The organism is Streptomyces sp. NBC_00090, from assembly GCF_045160815.1.
GTDB lineage: Bacteria > Actinomycetota > Actinomycetes > Streptomycetales > Streptomycetaceae > Streptomyces.
Genome location: NZ_CP108224.1, coordinates 5,294,315 through 5,308,598 on the forward strand (window position 1 = coordinate 5,294,315; position 14,284 = coordinate 5,308,598).

General features: G+C 72.4%; 13 protein-coding genes. 8 read left to right on the top strand and 5 right to left on the bottom strand.

All coding sequences use genetic code 11. The features are described 5' to 3' along the window. Window positions 1-27 precede the first annotated feature (27 nt). The 5 genes from OG361_RS23695 to OG361_RS23715 form a co-directional block, all read right to left on the bottom strand. Window positions 28-1,080, bottom strand: coding sequence for a 2-oxoacid:ferredoxin oxidoreductase subunit beta (locus OG361_RS23695; protein WP_405856587.1), 1,053 nt, complete (start codon window positions 1,078-1,080; stop codon window positions 28-30). Continuing rightward, window positions 1,073-3,007, bottom strand: coding sequence for a 2-oxoacid:acceptor oxidoreductase subunit alpha (locus OG361_RS23700; protein ID WP_405856589.1), 1,935 nt, complete (start codon window positions 3,005-3,007; stop codon window positions 1,073-1,075). The genes OG361_RS23695 and OG361_RS23700 overlap by 8 nt, the downstream gene beginning before the upstream one ends. Window positions 3,008-3,345: 338 nt before the next feature. Further along, window positions 3,346-4,005 carry a LuxR C-terminal-related transcriptional regulator gene (locus tag OG361_RS23705; RefSeq protein WP_405856591.1) on the bottom strand — a complete coding sequence of 220 codons (660 nt, stop codon included), beginning with the start codon at window positions 4,003-4,005 and terminating at the stop codon, window positions 3,346-3,348. Between the two features lie 377 nt (window positions 4,006-4,382). Beyond that, the gene (locus OG361_RS23710) at window positions 4,383-5,669 is read right to left on the bottom strand and encodes a sensor histidine kinase (RefSeq protein ID WP_405856593.1); all 1,287 of its coding nucleotides are present in this window, start codon (window positions 5,667-5,669) and stop codon (window positions 4,383-4,385) included. Window positions 5,670-5,861: 192 nt separating this feature from the next. Then, window positions 5,862-7,070 (bottom strand): sensor histidine kinase, encoded by a 1,209-nt coding sequence (locus tag OG361_RS23715; RefSeq protein WP_405856595.1) that lies wholly within the window; start codon window positions 7,068-7,070, stop codon window positions 5,862-5,864. Between the two features lie 141 nt (window positions 7,071-7,211). On the opposite strand from OG361_RS23715, the gene OG361_RS23720 reads away from it, so the two are divergent. Genes OG361_RS23720 through OG361_RS23755 form a run of 8 tightly spaced genes read left to right on the top strand, consistent with a single transcriptional unit; the run spans window position 7,212 to window position 14,272 of the window. Beyond that, window positions 7,212-7,640, top strand: coding sequence for an NADH-quinone oxidoreductase subunit A (locus tag OG361_RS23720; RefSeq protein ID WP_405856597.1), 429 nt, complete (start codon window positions 7,212-7,214; stop codon window positions 7,638-7,640). Continuing rightward, complete coding sequence (locus tag OG361_RS23725; protein WP_384560029.1) at window positions 7,631-8,194, top strand: NADH-quinone oxidoreductase subunit B; 564 nt, start codon at window positions 7,631-7,633, stop codon at window positions 8,192-8,194. Before OG361_RS23720 ends, OG361_RS23725 begins: the two co-directional genes overlap by 10 nt. Beyond that, on the top strand, window positions 8,191-9,675 hold the full coding sequence (locus tag OG361_RS23730; RefSeq protein ID WP_405856599.1) for an NADH-quinone oxidoreductase subunit C: 1,485 nt from the start codon (window positions 8,191-8,193) through the stop codon (window positions 9,673-9,675). The genes OG361_RS23725 and OG361_RS23730 overlap by 4 nt, the downstream gene beginning before the upstream one ends. Beyond that, the gene (locus OG361_RS23735; RefSeq protein ID WP_405856601.1) at window positions 9,672-10,640 is read left to right on the top strand and encodes an NADH-quinone oxidoreductase subunit H; all 969 of its coding nucleotides are present in this window, start codon (window positions 9,672-9,674) and stop codon (window positions 10,638-10,640) included. The genes OG361_RS23730 and OG361_RS23735 overlap by 4 nt, the downstream gene beginning before the upstream one ends. After that, window positions 10,640-11,233 carry a NuoI/complex I 23 kDa subunit family protein gene (locus OG361_RS23740; protein WP_405856603.1) on the top strand — a complete coding sequence of 198 codons (594 nt, stop codon included), beginning with the start codon at window positions 10,640-10,642 and terminating at the stop codon, window positions 11,231-11,233. The genes OG361_RS23735 and OG361_RS23740 overlap by 1 nt, the downstream gene beginning before the upstream one ends. Further along, entirely contained in the window at window positions 11,230-11,829 is a 600-nt protein-coding gene (locus OG361_RS23745; RefSeq protein ID WP_405856605.1) for an NADH-quinone oxidoreductase subunit J, read from the top strand. Before OG361_RS23740 ends, OG361_RS23745 begins: the two co-directional genes overlap by 4 nt. Beyond that, window positions 11,829-12,233 carry an NADH-quinone oxidoreductase subunit NuoK gene (gene nuoK, locus OG361_RS23750; RefSeq protein WP_405856607.1) on the top strand — a complete coding sequence of 135 codons (405 nt, stop codon included), beginning with the start codon at window positions 11,829-11,831 and terminating at the stop codon, window positions 12,231-12,233. The genes OG361_RS23745 and nuoK overlap by 1 nt, the downstream gene beginning before the upstream one ends. After that, the gene (locus OG361_RS23755; protein ID WP_405856609.1) at window positions 12,230-14,272 is read left to right on the top strand and encodes an NADH-quinone oxidoreductase subunit L; all 2,043 of its coding nucleotides are present in this window, start codon (window positions 12,230-12,232) and stop codon (window positions 14,270-14,272) included. The genes nuoK and OG361_RS23755 overlap by 4 nt, the downstream gene beginning before the upstream one ends. Window positions 14,273-14,284 lie beyond the last annotated feature (12 nt).

A 14,284-nucleotide genomic window follows, 5' to 3' on the forward strand; every position in this document is an offset into this window, starting at 1 on the left:
CGGGCCCCCGACGTCGTGCGGGGCGTGCTACCCGACGACCGTCCAGGTGTCGTTCCCCGCCAGGAGCTGGCCCAGGTCGCCCTTGCCGTACCGCTCCACGGCCTCCTCCAGCTGATCCGACATCAGGGTGTCGTAGACCGGACGCTCCACCGACCGGAACACCCCGATCGGCGTCTGGTGGAGGGTGTCCGGGTCCGCGAGCCGCGAGAGCGCGAACGCGGTCGTGGGGGTGGCCGCGTGGGCGTCGTGGACGAGGATCCGCGACTCGTTCTCCGGGGTGACCGTGACGACCTGGAGGTCGCCGGTGGCCTGGTCGCGGACGACGCCCTTGTCGAGCTCGGCGCCGAAGCGGATCGGCTGCCCGTGCTCCAGGCGGATGACCGCCTCCTTGGCCTGGTCCTTGTCCTTGAGGACCTCGAAGGCGCCGTCGTTGAAGATGTTGCAGTTCTGGTAGATCTCGACCAGCGCCGTGCCGTTGTGGTCGGCGGCCTGGCGCAGCACCTCGGTGAGGTGCTTGCGGTCGGAGTCGACCGTCCGGGCCACGAAGGAGGCCTCCGCGCCGAGCGCCAGCGACACCGGGTTGAAGGGCGCGTCGAGCGAGCCCATCGGGGTCGACTTGGTGATCTTGCCGACCTCGGAGGTGGGCGAGTACTGACCCTTGGTCAGCCCGTAGATCCGGTTGTTGAAGAGCAGGATCTTCAGGTTGACGTTGCGGCGGAGCGCGTGGATGAGGTGGTTGCCGCCGATGGAGAGCGCGTCGCCGTCGCCCGTGACGACCCAGACGGACAGATCGCGGCGGGAGGTGGCCAGGCCGGTCGCGATCGCCGGGGCGCGGCCGTGGATGGAGTGCATCCCGTAGGTGTTCATGTAGTACGGGAAGCGGGAGGAGCAGCCGATCCCGGAGACGAAGACGATGTTCTCCTTCGCCAGGCCGAGTTCGGGCATGAAGCCCTGGACGGCGGCGAGGACGGCGTAGTCACCGCAGCCGGGGCACCACCTGACCTCCTGGTCGGACTTGAAGTCCTTCATCGACTGGACGGCCTCGGCCTTGGGGACCAGGTTGAGCAGGGACTCACTCATCGATGGCCTCCTTGAGAGCGGCGGCGAGCTGCTCGGCCTTGAACGGCATGCCGTTGACCTGGGTGTGACTGCGGGCGTCGACCAGGTACTTCGCCCGGACGAGGGTGGCGAGCTGGCCGAGGTTCATCTCCGGGACGACGACCTTCTCGTACCGCTTCAGCACCTCCCCGAGGTTCTTCGGGAAGGGGTTGAGGTGGCGCAGGTGGGCCTGGGCGATGGGGCGGCCCGCGACCCTGAGGCGGCGGACGGCTGCCGTGATCGGCCCGTAGGTGGAGCCCCAGCCGAGGACCAGGGTGCTCGCGCCGTCCGGGTCGTCGACCTCGAGGTCCGGGACGTCGATGCCGTCGATCTTGGCCTGACGGGTGCGGACCATGAACTCGTGGTTGGCGGGGTCGTACGAGATGTTGCCGGTGCCGTCCTGCTTCTCGATGCCGCCGATGCGGTGTTCGAGGCCCGGGGTGCCGGGCACGGCCCAGGGGCGGGCCAGGGTCTCGGGGTCGCGCTTGTACGGCCAGAAGACCTCGGTGCCGTCGGCCAGCTCGTGGTTGGGCCCGGTGGCGAACTGCGTCCGCAGGTCGGGGAGTTCCTCGACGTCCGGGACGCGCCACGGCTCGGAGCCGTTGGCGAGGTAGCCGTCGGAGAGCAGGAAGACGGGGGTGCGGTACGTGAGGGCGATCCGGGCCGCCTCGATCGCCGCGTCGAAGCAGTCCGCGGGCGTCTTCGGGGCCACGATCGGGACCGGGGCCTCGCCGTTGCGGCCGTACATGGCCTGGAGGAGGTCGGCCTGCTCGGTCTTGGTGGGCAGACCGGTGGACGGACCGCCGCGCTGGATGTCCACGACCAGCAGCGGCAGCTCCAGGGAGACCGCGAGGCCGATCGTCTCGGACTTGAGCGCCACGCCGGGGCCGCTCGTCGTCGTCACGGCGAGCGAGCCGCCGAAGGCCGCGCCGAGCGCGGCGCCGATGCCGGCGATCTCGTCCTCGGCCTGGAAGGTGCGCACGCCGAAGTTCTTGTGCTTGCTCAGCTCGTGGAGGATGTCCGAGGCCGGTGTGATCGGGTACGAGCCGAGGTAGAGCGGCAGGTCAGCCTGGCGGGAGGCGGCGACCAGGCCGTAGGAGAGGGCCAGGTTCCCGGAGATGTTCCGGTACGTGCCGGTGGGGAAGGCCCGGGTCGCCGGGGCGACCTCGTAGGAGACGGCGAAGTCCTCGGTGGTCTCGCCGAAGTTCCAGCCGGCCCGGAAGGCGGCCACGTTGGCCTCGGCGATCTGGGGCTTCTTCGCGAACTTCTGGCGAAGGAAGGTCTCGGTTCCCTCGGTCGGCCGGTGGTACATCCAGGAGAGCAGCCCGAGCGCGAACATGTTCTTCGAGCGCTCGGCCTCCTTCCGGGACAGGCCGAACTCCTTGAGGGCCTCGACGGTCAGCGTGGTCAGGGGCACCGGGTGGACCCGGTAGCCGTCCAACGACCCGTCCTCCAGGGGCGAGGTCGCGTAGCCGACCTTGGCCATGGCGCGCTTCGCGAACTCGTCGGTGTTGACGATGATCTCGCCGCCGCGCGGCACGTCACCGATGTTGGCCTTGAGCGCGGCCGGGTTCATCGCGACCAGCACGTTCGGGGCGTCACCCGGCGTGAGGATGTCGTGGTCGGCGAAGTGCAGCTGGAAGGACGAGACGCCCGGCAGCGTTCCGGCGGGTGCGCGGATCTCGGCCGGGAAGTTCGGCAGCGTGGAGAGGTCGTTCCCGAAGGACGCCGTCTCCGAGGTGAAGCGGTCACCCGTGAGCTGCATGCCGTCACCGGAGTCGCCCGCGAAGCGGATGATCACCCGGTCGAGCCGGCGCACTTCCTTCTCGGTGCCCTGGTGGGCCGCCGGGGCGCTGCGCTGCTCCCCGAGCAGGGCCTCACCGGCCTCGCTACTGACCTGGCTGGTCACTGAACTGGACCTCCCTCGTGGCAAGGGGACTCTCCGCCGGAGGCGGGAGCAGGCTCGGGAGACGGCCGGCCGATCACCGGTCGTCCCGTGGCCCACCCTACGACGGTAAGGGGGGCCTTCCCGGGACTTCTCATATATCGGACCTCTTTTTGAGACGCCCTCTTGCCCTGAATTGTCACGTTCTGTCGCCACCCGGATTGTTCCGGAAGGTCTTGTTCCGCCTCATCCTTTGGATCTGGGACCCTCCGGTGTCGGACGGAGGGCAGCCTCCCCGATGTCGCTCCGGCCTCGCTCCAGCCACACTCGGCCCTGCTGGATTCTGACAGGGTGTCAGATTCTCAGGACCTTAGATACGTCAACACCGCGAGTACCCGTCGATGATCACCGTCGCTCGGGGAGAGCCCCAGCTTCAGGAAGATATTGCTGATGTGCTTCTCCACCGCGCCGTCGCTCACCACCAGCTGCTTCGCGATGGCCGAGTTCGTCCGCCCCTCCGCCATCAGGCCGAGGACCTCCCGCTCACGCGGCGTCAGGTTCGCGAGCACGTCCTGCTGACGGCTCCGGCCCAGCAACTGCTGTACGACCTCGGGGTCCAGGGCCGTGCCGCCCCCGGCGACCCGGACCACGGCGTCCACGAACTCGCGGACCTCCGCGACCCGGTCCTTCAGCAGATAGCCCACACCACGGCTCGATCCGGCCAGAAGTTCGGTGGCGTACTGCTCCTCCACGTACTGCGACAGCACCAGGACACCGAGCCCCGGATACTCCTTGCGCAGCCGCACCGCCGCCCGTACGCCCTCGTCCGTGTGGGTCGGCGGCATCCGCACGTCCGCGACCACCACGTCCGGCAGCGCGCCCTCCTCGGCGAGTCCGGCCACCAGCTCGACCAGCGCCTCGCCGTCCCCGACCCCGGCGACGACCTCGTGCCCCCGGTCCGTCAGCAGCCGGGTCAGGCCCTCACGGAGCAGCACGGAATCCTCGGCGATGACCACTCGCACCCGGTCCGTCACCTCTCTTGCGACCACGTCCCGCAGCCCCCACATTCTCAGTTCGATTGCGACGCGATCAGCATCGCAGCAAGGAGGACGCGGGCGGGGCGGTACGGGTTCAGCGGGTCGGGGCGGGTCGAGGCGGGTCGGGGCGGCCCGGGCGGGGTGGGGCGGGGCGGCCGGGCGCGGTGGACGGGGCGAGGCCTGTAGGGGTGCCCGGCCTGATCGGCAGGACACCCCTACAGGGCCCTCTAGACCCTCTAGACCCTCAAGGCCCCTAGGCCCCCTAGGCCCCCCTAGGCCCTCTAGGTCCTCAAGGTCCCCTAGGCCCCCTCAGCCCCCTCAGCCACCTAGGTCCTCAAGGCCCCCTCAGCCCCCTCAGCCCCCTAGGCCCGCCAGGGCAGCTCCGCTGTGACCGTCGTCGGGCCGCCCTCCGGCGAGTCCACCGCGAGCACCCCGTCGACCGCCCCGACCCGCTCCGCGAGCCCCGCCAGGCTCCGGCCCGCCGCCGCCTCCGCGCCGCCCACGCCGTCGTCCCGCACCTGGAGCATCAACCGGTCGCCCGCCCGCCACACGTCCACCCAGGCGCGCCGCGCCCGCGCGTGCCTGGACACGTTCTGGAGCAGCTCCGAGACCGTGAAGTACGCGATGCCCTCGATCGCCGGGACCGGCCGGGCCGGCAGGTCCACGTCCACCGACACCGGGACCGAGCAGCGGGAGGCCACCGAAGAGAGCGCCGCGTCCAGGCCCCGGTCCGTCAGGACGGCCGGGTGGATGCCCCGGGCCAGGTCACGCAGCTCCTGGAGGGCGACCTTCACCTCGCCGTGGGCCTCGTCGACCATCACCGCGGCCGCCTGCGGGTCCTCCGCCAGCTTCTCCTTCGCGAGCCCCAGATCCATGGCGAGCGAGGCCAGCCGGGCCTGCGGGCCGTCGTGCAGATCCCGCTCGATGCGGCGCAGGTCGGCGGCGGCCGTGTCCACGACCACGCCCCGGTCCGACTCCAGCTCCGTCACACGGGAGGCCAGCCGCGACGGACCCAGCAGCCCGGAGACGAGGAGCCGGTCGACGGCGACGACCCCGCGCAGCACCCACGGCCCCGCCAGCACGAACAGCAGGCCGATCAGGCTGGTGACCGCGGTCTCGAAGGGCGAGTCGAGGTAGAAGTCGTGCGTTCCGTCCCCGTACAGCTGGATGCCGTCCTGCCCCACGTACGCCGGGAAGACCCACTGCCACAGCGGGTACGTGAAGAGGCTCCAGCCCCAGCCCCAGAGCGCCACCGTCACGGAGAAGCCGAAGACCGCCCACGGCATGTGCAGGATCGCGTACAGCAGGTGGCGCCACGACGCCCCGCTCTTCAGCATGGCCCCCATCCAGGAGAACGCCCCGCCCGTCTTGCCGCGCACCGGCTCCGGCGCCTTCACGTCGAGGCCGAGCAGCCCGCGCGCCCGGGCCCGCTCCACCGCGCCGAAGCCCCGGCACATCGCGAGCGCCCCGGCCAGGATCGGCACACCGAGGAAGGTGATGAGCAGCCCGGCGCCGGCCGAGACGAAGGCGACGGAGAGCGCGAACCAGCAGACGCTCAGCGGCAGCCCGATCAGCACGTATCCGAGGGCGCGCCAGGTGCGGGCCTCGAACGGCGCGCGGATCGCGGCGGGGAGTCGGGGGGAGGCCATCGCGGTCGTCCTTCTCTGATCGAGGGGGTGGGGCGGTACGTGTTCCAGGGTTCCGTCTCGCCGCGCCCCGGACCATGAGGGGAGTGGGCGTCTCCGGCCGGGGGTTTTCCCTACCTGCCGGCGCGGAGCCCCGTACGGAGGCGGGGGCAGAGGCACGGGCGGGAGCCGTTCAGGCGGCCGGAGGGAAGCCGTTCAGGCGGCCGGGCGGGAGCGCCACGGCAGCTCCGCCGTGACCGTCGTCGGCCCGCCCTCGGGGGAGTCGACGACGAGGAGGCCGTCCACCGCCCCGAGGCGCTCCGTCAGCCCCGCGAGCCCCGTCCCGCCGTCGAGCCGCGCCCCGCCGAGCCCGTCGTCGCGGACCTGGAGCATCAGCCGGTTCTCCACCCGCCACACCTCCACGGACGCCGTCCGGGCCCGGGCGTGCTTGGACACGTTCTGGAGCAGCTCCGAGACCGTGAAGTACGCGATGCCCTCGATCGCCTCGGCCGGCCGCTCCGGCAGGTCCACCGACACCTTCACCGGCACCGTGCAGCGCGCGGATACCGAGGAGAGCGCGGCACCGAGCCCCCGGTCCGTGAGGACCGCCGGGTGGATGCCCCGGGCGAGGTCCCGCAGCTCCTGGAGGGCGAGCTTCACCTCGCCGTGGGCCTCGTCGACCATCGCCGCCGCCCCCTCCGGGTCCTCCAGGAGCTTCTCCTTCGCCAGACCGAGCCCCATCGCGAGGGCGACGAGCCGGGCCTGCGCGCCGTCGTGCAGATCCCGCTCGATGCGCCGCAGGTCGGCCGCGGCCGTGTCCACGACCACGCCCCGGTCCGACTCCAGCTCGGCGATCCGCCGCTCCAGCTCGTCGGAGGGCGACAGCAGCCCGCGGACCATGCCCCGGTCGGCGTTGGACAGACCGCGGGAGATGAAGGGCAGGACGGGCCAGAGGACCAGCAGCGAGACCAGGGTGACCGTGAACGTCACGATCCCCCAGGGCAGCCGGATCAGCCCGTACAGCTGCGTCCGCCAGGCCACCGGGTCCTTCAGCGAGGACCACAGCCAGGCGAAGAAGCCGCGGCGCGGCGGCATCCGGGACGGCTCCACGACCCGTACCCCGAGGAGTGCGCGGGCGCGGGCCCGCTCCGACCGGCCGATCCAGCGCGCACCGCCGAGCCCGAGAGCCAGCAGCGGCAGCCCGATCACCGTGACCGAGAGGCCCACGCCGAGGAGGACGGTCACGACCGCGTAGACGAAACCGGCCAGGGCCGTGAAGAGATTGGAGAGGAGGAAGGAGATCTCCTTCCAGGTCTCCTTCCCGTAGGCGAACCGGACGGGCGGACGCGGGGCCACGGCGGACGCGGGGGAACCGGCGGAGCCGGGGGAGCCGGCGGAAGCGGCGGATTCATGATCGGGGCTCATGCTGCCCAGACTGCCGGTCGCGGAGCGCGCGACGCCATGGGGGAGGTGGGTGAGCGGCGGTGGGGATATCCCTACCCGCAACTGCTTACGGTCCCTTTAGCAGGGCCTAGACTCGCGTTCGTACAGATACAGAAGTGACCCATGAGACACCGAGACCGAGGGGCGGACGTGCGGGAACCGACCGTTGTCGCGGCCGACGCGGCGGACTACTTCCAGACGTACTCCGTCGTCGGGCTGATCGCCGTCGTCGGCGTGCTCTTCGTCGCCGTGGCGTTCGGCGCCGGGCGGCTGCTGCGGCCCGTCGTGCCGACACCCGAGAAACTCCTCACCTACGAGTGCGGTGTCGACCCCGTGGGGGAGGGCTGGGCGCACACCCAGGTCCGCTACTACGTGTACGCCTTCCTCTACGTGATCTTCGCCGTCGACTCGATCTTCCTCTTCCCCTGGGCGACGGTCTTCGCGGCGCCCGGCTACGGCGCCACGACCCTGGTCGAGATGTTCATCTTCCTCGGCTTCCTGGCCGTGGGGCTGCTCTACGCGTACAAGAAGGGCGTTCTGGCATGGACGTGACACCCCTGCCCGCCCCGAAGCTGGGTCCGCTCGCCCGCCTGGCGCCCGAGCCGATGAAGGTGGTCCTGAACTGGGGCCGCCGCTACAGCCTGTGGGTCTTCAACTTCGGCCTCGCCTGCTGCGCGATCGAGTTCATCGCCGCGTCCATGGCCCGGCACGACTTCATCCGGCTCGGCGTGATCCCCTTCGCGCCCGGCCCGCGCCAGGCCGACCTGATGATCGTCTCGGGCACGGTGACGGACAAGATGGCCCCGGCCGTGAAGCGCCTGTACGAGCAGATGCCCGAGCCGAAGTACGTGATCTCCTTCGGCGCCTGCTCCAACTGCGGCGGCCCCTACTGGGACTCGTACTCCGTCACCAAGGGTGTCGACCAGATCATCCCGGTCGACGTGTACGTGCCTGGCTGCCCGCCGCGGCCCGAGGCGCTCCTCCAGGGCATCCTCAAGCTCCAGGAGAAGATCGCCCGCGAGAGCCTGGCGGAGCGGTACGCGACGACCGCGTCGGTCTCGGAGCTGACGAGCCCGCTGACGCCCCCGCCGGGAGGCACGGCATGAGCGAGTACGACGCCCTCCACGACTCCCTCCCGGCCTCCGTCACGGAGATCTTCGGCGAGGAGGCGACGGCGGAGCAGGCGTACGACCTGCTGACGGTCGACGTCCCGCCGGCCTCCTGGATCACGGCCCTCGAAACCGCCCGGGACGTGCTCGGCTGCACCTACTTCGACTGGCTGAGCGCGGTCGACGAGCCGGGCACGGGCTTCCGGATCTGCGCGCACGTGGTCGCCCTCGCGGCCGGCCACCCCCCTCGCCGCCTCCTCGTCCGCACGACGGTCCCGCACGCGGCCCCGGCGCTCCCGACGGCGATCGGTGTGTACGCGGGCGCGGGCTGGCACGAGCGCGAGACCCACGAGATGTTCGGCGTGGACTTCACGGGCCACCCGCACCTGGTGCCGCTCCTCCTCCCCGAGAACTTCGAGGGCCACCCGCTCCGCAAGGACTTCGTCCTGGCGGCCCGGGTCGCCAAGGCGTGGCCGGGCGCGAAGGAGCCGGGCGAGTCCCACGACGGCGGCGGCCCGAAGCGCCGCCAGATGCTCCCGCCGGGCGTCCCGGACCCCAACGAGTGGGGCCCCCTCAAGGGCCAGCTGCCCCCGGCCCCGGCCCGCCCGGCCCGAGCGGCGGCGGGCGACCGCCCCGCCCGCCGCGCGCGCTCGGTAGCGGAGGGCTCGGCGACCCAGACGACCCCGGAGGCGGCCGCCCCGGCCCGCCGCGCCCGCTCGGTGTCGGAGGGCTCGGCGAGCCAGGCGACCCCGGAACCGGGCACCGCGGCTTCTGCGGCCTCCCCGGCTTCCCCGGCTTCCCCGGCTTCCCCGGCCTCCGCGGCGGAACCCGGCACCCCGGCCGCCCCTGCGGCGCGCCCGCCGCGCCGCTCCCGCACGACGGCCGACGGCTCGGCGAGCCAGGCGGCCCCGGAGCAGGACGCGGCGACGGACGGCCCGACGGCCGCCACCCCGCGCACCCGCAGCTCGGACGCCCCCTGGCACCACGCCCGCCCGGCCTTCGACGAGAAGCGACCGGAGCCCGACGCCCCGGCCGACCCGGCCACATCTGCACCTCCGGCCGAGCCGGCAACCGAGGCCGCGGCCGAGTCGCCCGAGGCCGGCGCTTCGGCCGAGCCCGACGCTCCGGCAGCGCCGGCCACCCCGACCCCGGCGACCCCGGCCGCTCAGGCCGAGGCCGGCGCTTCGGCCGAGCCCGACGCTCCGGCGACCCCGACCCCGACCCCGACCCCGACCCCGACCTCGGCCCCGGCCCCGGACGGGCCGCCGCCCGCAGGGCAGGCGCCCGAGGCCGGGGGCGACGCCCCCGAGAGCGGGCCGCCCGCAGGGCGGGAAGGCGCCACCGAAGCCACCGAAGCCCCGGACGCCACCGAAGCCACCGAAGCCCCGGACGCCACCGAGGCCACCGAGGCCACCGAGGCCACGGACGCCACCGAACCCACCGACCCCACCCACCCCGCCGGAGGCGACCCCGCGTGAACGACGCACTCGACGTCGCCGTCCGGCTCCTCATCGTCTTCGGCGTGTTCCTCGTCCTGCCGCTGGTCGTCGGGCAGGCCGAGCACAAGGTCATGGCCCACATGCAGGGCCGCCTCGGCCCCATGTACGCCGGCGGCTTCCACGGCTGGGCACAGCTCGTCGCCGACGGCGTGAAGTTCGCGCAGAAGGAGGACGTCGTCCCGGCCGAGGCCGACCGCAGGATCTTCCAGCTCGCGCCGGCCGTCGCCCTCCTCCCGTACCTCCTCGTCCTCGTCGCGATCCCGATCGGGCCGAGCGAGGGGGCCGTCGGCCAGGTCGTCGACGCGGGCATCTTCTTCGTGCTGGCCGTGATGGGCGTCGGCGTGCTCGGCAGCCTCATGGCCGGCTGGGCGTCCGCCAACAAGTTCTCCCTGCTCGGCGCCCTCCGCTCGGCCGCCCAGCTGCTCGCCTACGAGCTCCCGATGCTGCTCGCCGCCGCCTCCGTCGCGATGGCCGCCGGCACCGTCTCCCTCCCCGGCATCCTGAACGCCTTCGAGTGGTGGTGGCTGCCCTGGCAGATCGTCGGCGCGATCGTCTTCTTCGTGGCCGGCCTCGCCGAGCTCCAGCGGCCTCCGTTCGACATGCCGGTCGCCGACTCGGAGATCATCTTCGGCGCGTACACCGAGTACACCGGCCTCCGCTTCGCGCTCTTCCTGCTCGCCGAGTACGCGGGCATCGTCGTCCTCTGCGGTCTCACCACCGTCCTCTTCCTCGGCGGCTGGCACGGCCCCTTCGGCGCCGAGGGCCTCGGCTGGGTCTGGACCCTGCTCAAGGTGGCCGTCCTCGCCTTCGTCGTGATCTGGCTGCGGGTGACCTACCCGCGCCTTCGCGAGGACCAGCTCCAGAAGCTGGCCTGGACGACGCTCGTCCCGCTCGCCCTCGCGCAGATCGCGCTCACCGGCATCGTGAAGGTGGCGATCCAGTAATGCCCATCCCCGGCTCCGGCCTCGCCAAGGGCCTCGCCGTCACGCTCCGCACGATGACGAGGAAGACCGTCACCGCGCAGTACCCGGACGTCCAGCCCGAGCTGCCGCCCCGCACCCGCGGGGTCATCGGGCTGTTCGAGGAGAACTGCACGGTCTGCATGCTCTGCGCCCGCGAGTGCCCCGACTGGTGCATCTACATCGACTCCCACAAGGAGACGATGCCGGCCGCCGCCCCCGGCGGCCGCGAGCGCAGCCGGAACGTCCTCGACCGCTTCGCCATCGACTTCTCGCTCTGCATGTACTGCGGCATCTGCATCGAGGTGTGTCCCTTCGACGCGCTCTTCTGGTCGCCCGAGTTCGAGTACGCGGAGACCGACATCCACGAGCTGACCCACGAGCGCGACAAGCTCCGCGAGTGGATGTGGACGGTCCCGGAGCCGCCCGCGCTCGACCCGATGGCGGAGGAACCGAAGGAGATCGCCGCGGCCCGCAAGGCAGCGGAGAAGGCGGCGGAGAAGGCAGCGGCCGAGGCCGCAGCCCAGGCCCAGGCCGAAGCCGACGCCCAGGCCGACGCCCAGGAGGGGGAGCAGTGATCCTGGCAGCACAGGCAGCACAGGCAGCACAGGCAGCACAGGCAGCACAGGCAGCACAGGCAGCGGAGGCCAACGGCTTCCTCTCGCCCTCCGGCGTGGAGATCGCCTTCCTCCTCGTCGGCCTCGTCACCCTCGGCGCCGCCCTCGTCACCGTCATCACGCGCCAGCTCGTCCACGCCGCCCTCTGGCTGGTCGTGGCGCTGGGCGGGCTCGCCGTCGAGTACCTGCTCCTGACCGCCGAGTTCATCGCCTGGGTGCAGGTGCTCATCTACGTCGGCTCCGTCGTCGTCCTCCTCCTCTTCGGCCTCATGCTGACCAAGGCCCCCATCGGCCACTCCCCGGACGCCGACTCCGGCAACCGGCCGGTCGCCCTAGCCGTCGCGCTGGCCGCCGCGGCCGCCCTCGTCTGGGTCGTCGTCGACGCGTTCCGTACGACCTGGATCGACCTCGACGGGGCCGTCCAGGGCTCCACCGAGGTCACCGGCGCCACCCTCTTCAAGCACTGGGTGCTGCCCTTCGAGGCCCTCTCGGTGCTCCTCCTCGCCGCGCTGGTCGGCGCGATCGTCCTCTCCCGCAAGAAGGAGCAGGAGCGCTGATGCATCTCGCCTACCCCGCCGTCCTGGCCGCCCTCCTCTTCTCCATCGGCCTGTACGGCGTCCTCGCCCGCCGCAACGCGATCCTGGTCCTGATGTCCGTCGAGCTGATGCTCAACGCCGTCAACCTCAACCTGGTCGCCTTCGACGTCTGGCTCCGCGACACCCTCCACGCCGGACAGGCCCTCACCCTCTTCACCATCGCCATCGCCGCCGCGGAGATCGGCATCGGTCTCGCGATCGTCCTGATGGTCCACCGCAACCGCGGCACCGCGGACATCGACCGCCTCCGCGACACGGCGGAGCGGCCGGGATCCCCGGACGACGAGCCCGAAGACGACGCGCGCGCAGCCGAGACGCCCGCAGACGAGACGCCCACCGGCGAGAAGGCCGAGGCCACCGCGTGACCACCACGACCCTCGCCGTCCTCGTCCCCCTCCTGCCCTTCCTCGGCTCCGTCGCCGGACTCCTCCTGGGCCGGACCGCGCCCGGCTTCGTCCGCCCGCTCGCCGTCCTCCCGACGCTCGCCGCGGCCGTCCTCGCCGCCGTCGTCGCCGCTCGCCAGGGCGGCGGCGAGGTGATCAGCGCGGCCACCGAGCTCACGCCGACGGGCTCCGTCCCCCTCTACCTGAGCCTCTACATCGACGGCTTCGCCGCCCTCGTCGCCGTCCTCGTCGGAACGATCGCGACCTGCGTGCAGATCTACTCGACCGGCTACCTCCGCGAGGACCCCCGCTACCCCTCGTACGCCGCGCTCGTCTCCCTCTTCACCTCCGCGATGCTCCTCGTCGTCTACTCCGGCGACCTGATGGTGCTGCTGGTCGGCTGGGAGATCATGGGCATCTGCTCGTACTTCCTCGTCGGCCACTACTGGGAGACCTCCGAGGCGCGGGCCGCCTCCCTCAAGGCCTTCCTCGTCACCAAGCTCGGTGACGTCCCCTTCCTCATCGGTCTCTTCGCGCTCGCCACCGACGCCGGCACCTTCCAGATCAGCGGTGTCCTCGGTGCCGTCGCGAGCGGCGGCCTCGACCACCCCACCCTGATCGCGCTGCTGCTGCTCGCCGGCGTGGCGGGCAAGTCCGCGCAGTTCCCGCTGCACACCTGGCTCCCGGACGCGATGGCCGGCCCCACCCCCGTCTCCGCGCTCATCCACGCGGCGACGATGGTCGCCGCCGGCATCTACTTCACGGCCCGGCTGCTGCCCGTCTTCGCCGCCTCCGCCGCCGCCCTGACCGTGCTCGCCGTCATGGCCGCGATCACGATGGTCGGCTCGGCGCTGGCCGCGCTCGCACAGGACGACATCAAGCGGGTCCTCGCCTACTCGACGATCGGCCAGCTCGGATACATGGCCGGCGCCCTCGCCGTCGGCGACCGCGGCGCCGCCGTCTTCCACCTCCTCTCGCACGCCGCCTTCAAGGCGCTGCTCTTCCTCGCCGCGGGCACGGTCATCCACGCCGCCGGGACGAACTCGCTCACCGCGATGTCCCGCATGAGCGGCCTCGCGAAGCGCGTCCCCGACGCCTACTGGACGATGACCGTCGCCCTCCTCGCGCTCGCCGCGATCCCGCCCTTCGCCGGCTTCTTCTCCAAGGAAGCCGTCCTCGTGGCCGTCGAGCACACCGCGCTCGGGGACCGGACCGTCGCCCCCGCCGGGGCCGGCTGGACCGTCCTCGTCGCCGGGCTGCTGACCGCCCTGCTCACCGCCGCCTACGCGCTCCGCCTGTGGCTGCGGACCTTCCGCGGCCGGGGCGCCGAGGCACCCGACCACGGCCGCCAGCCGCTCGCCATGACGACCGTCCTGTGGGTGCTCGCGATCCCCTCCGTGGGCTTCGGCCTGACCGTCACCTCCCTGGACGACTGGTTCGACGGCCACGCCCTCACCCCGACCGTCACCACGGCCGTCCTCGGCACGGGCCTCGCCGCCGCCGGCGCCGTCATCACCTACTCGGTGTGGCGCACCCTCACCGCGAGGACCGCCGCCGGGATCGCCGGGACCGCCACGACGACCACCGCCGGGACCGCCGAAACCACCGGGACCCCCGTGCCGGCACCCGCCCCGCACGTCGCCCACCCGGACGCCGACGGCGGCCTGGTCGAGGCCGAGGCGCTGCACCTGCCGCACCCCGCCGCGGACCCGGCCGACCCCGGCCGCGCCCTCCTGGGACCGCTGTACCGCCCCGCCGCCGACGGCTTCCACCTGGACGCCGTCTACCGGACCGCCTTCGTCCGCCCCGTCCTCGCCGCCGCCTCCCTGGTCCGCTTCCTGGACCGCGAGGTCGTCGACACCTACGTCCGCGGCGCGGGCGACACCGCCAAGGGGCTCGGCTGGCTCGTCCGCCGCGCCCAGACCGGCAACGTGCAGACCTACCTGAGCGCCCTGCTCGCCGGCTCCGTCGTCCTGGTGATCGCCGCAGTCGCCCTCGCCAACGCCGCCGCCGGAGCGTGAGCCGTGATCGAT

Bases quoted from the DNA above. Each gene is read 5' to 3' on its own strand.
- nuoK (WP_405856607.1), top strand. From the start codon at position 11,829: ATGCATCTCGCCTACCCCGCCGTCCTGGCCGCCCTCCTCTTCTCCATC.
- OG361_RS23730 (WP_405856599.1), top strand. From the start codon at position 8,191: ATGAGCGAGTACGACGCCCTCCACGACTCCCTCCCGGCCTCCGTCACG.
- OG361_RS23720 (WP_405856597.1), top strand. From the start codon at position 7,212: ATGAGACACCGAGACCGAGGGGCGGACGTGCGGGAACCGACCGTTGTC.
- OG361_RS23695 (WP_405856587.1), bottom strand. From the start codon at position 1,080: ATGAGTGAGTCCCTGCTCAACCTGGTCCCCAAGGCCGAGGCCGTCCAG.
- OG361_RS23710 (WP_405856593.1), bottom strand. From the start codon at position 5,669: ATGGCCTCCCCCCGACTCCCCGCCGCGATCCGCGCGCCGTTCGAGGCC.
- OG361_RS23725 (WP_384560029.1), top strand. From the start codon at position 7,631: ATGGACGTGACACCCCTGCCCGCCCCGAAGCTGGGTCCGCTCGCCCGC.
- OG361_RS23715 (WP_405856595.1), bottom strand. From the start codon at position 7,070: ATGAGCCCCGATCATGAATCCGCCGCTTCCGCCGGCTCCCCCGGCTCC.
- OG361_RS23740 (WP_405856603.1), top strand. From the start codon at position 10,640: ATGCCCATCCCCGGCTCCGGCCTCGCCAAGGGCCTCGCCGTCACGCTC.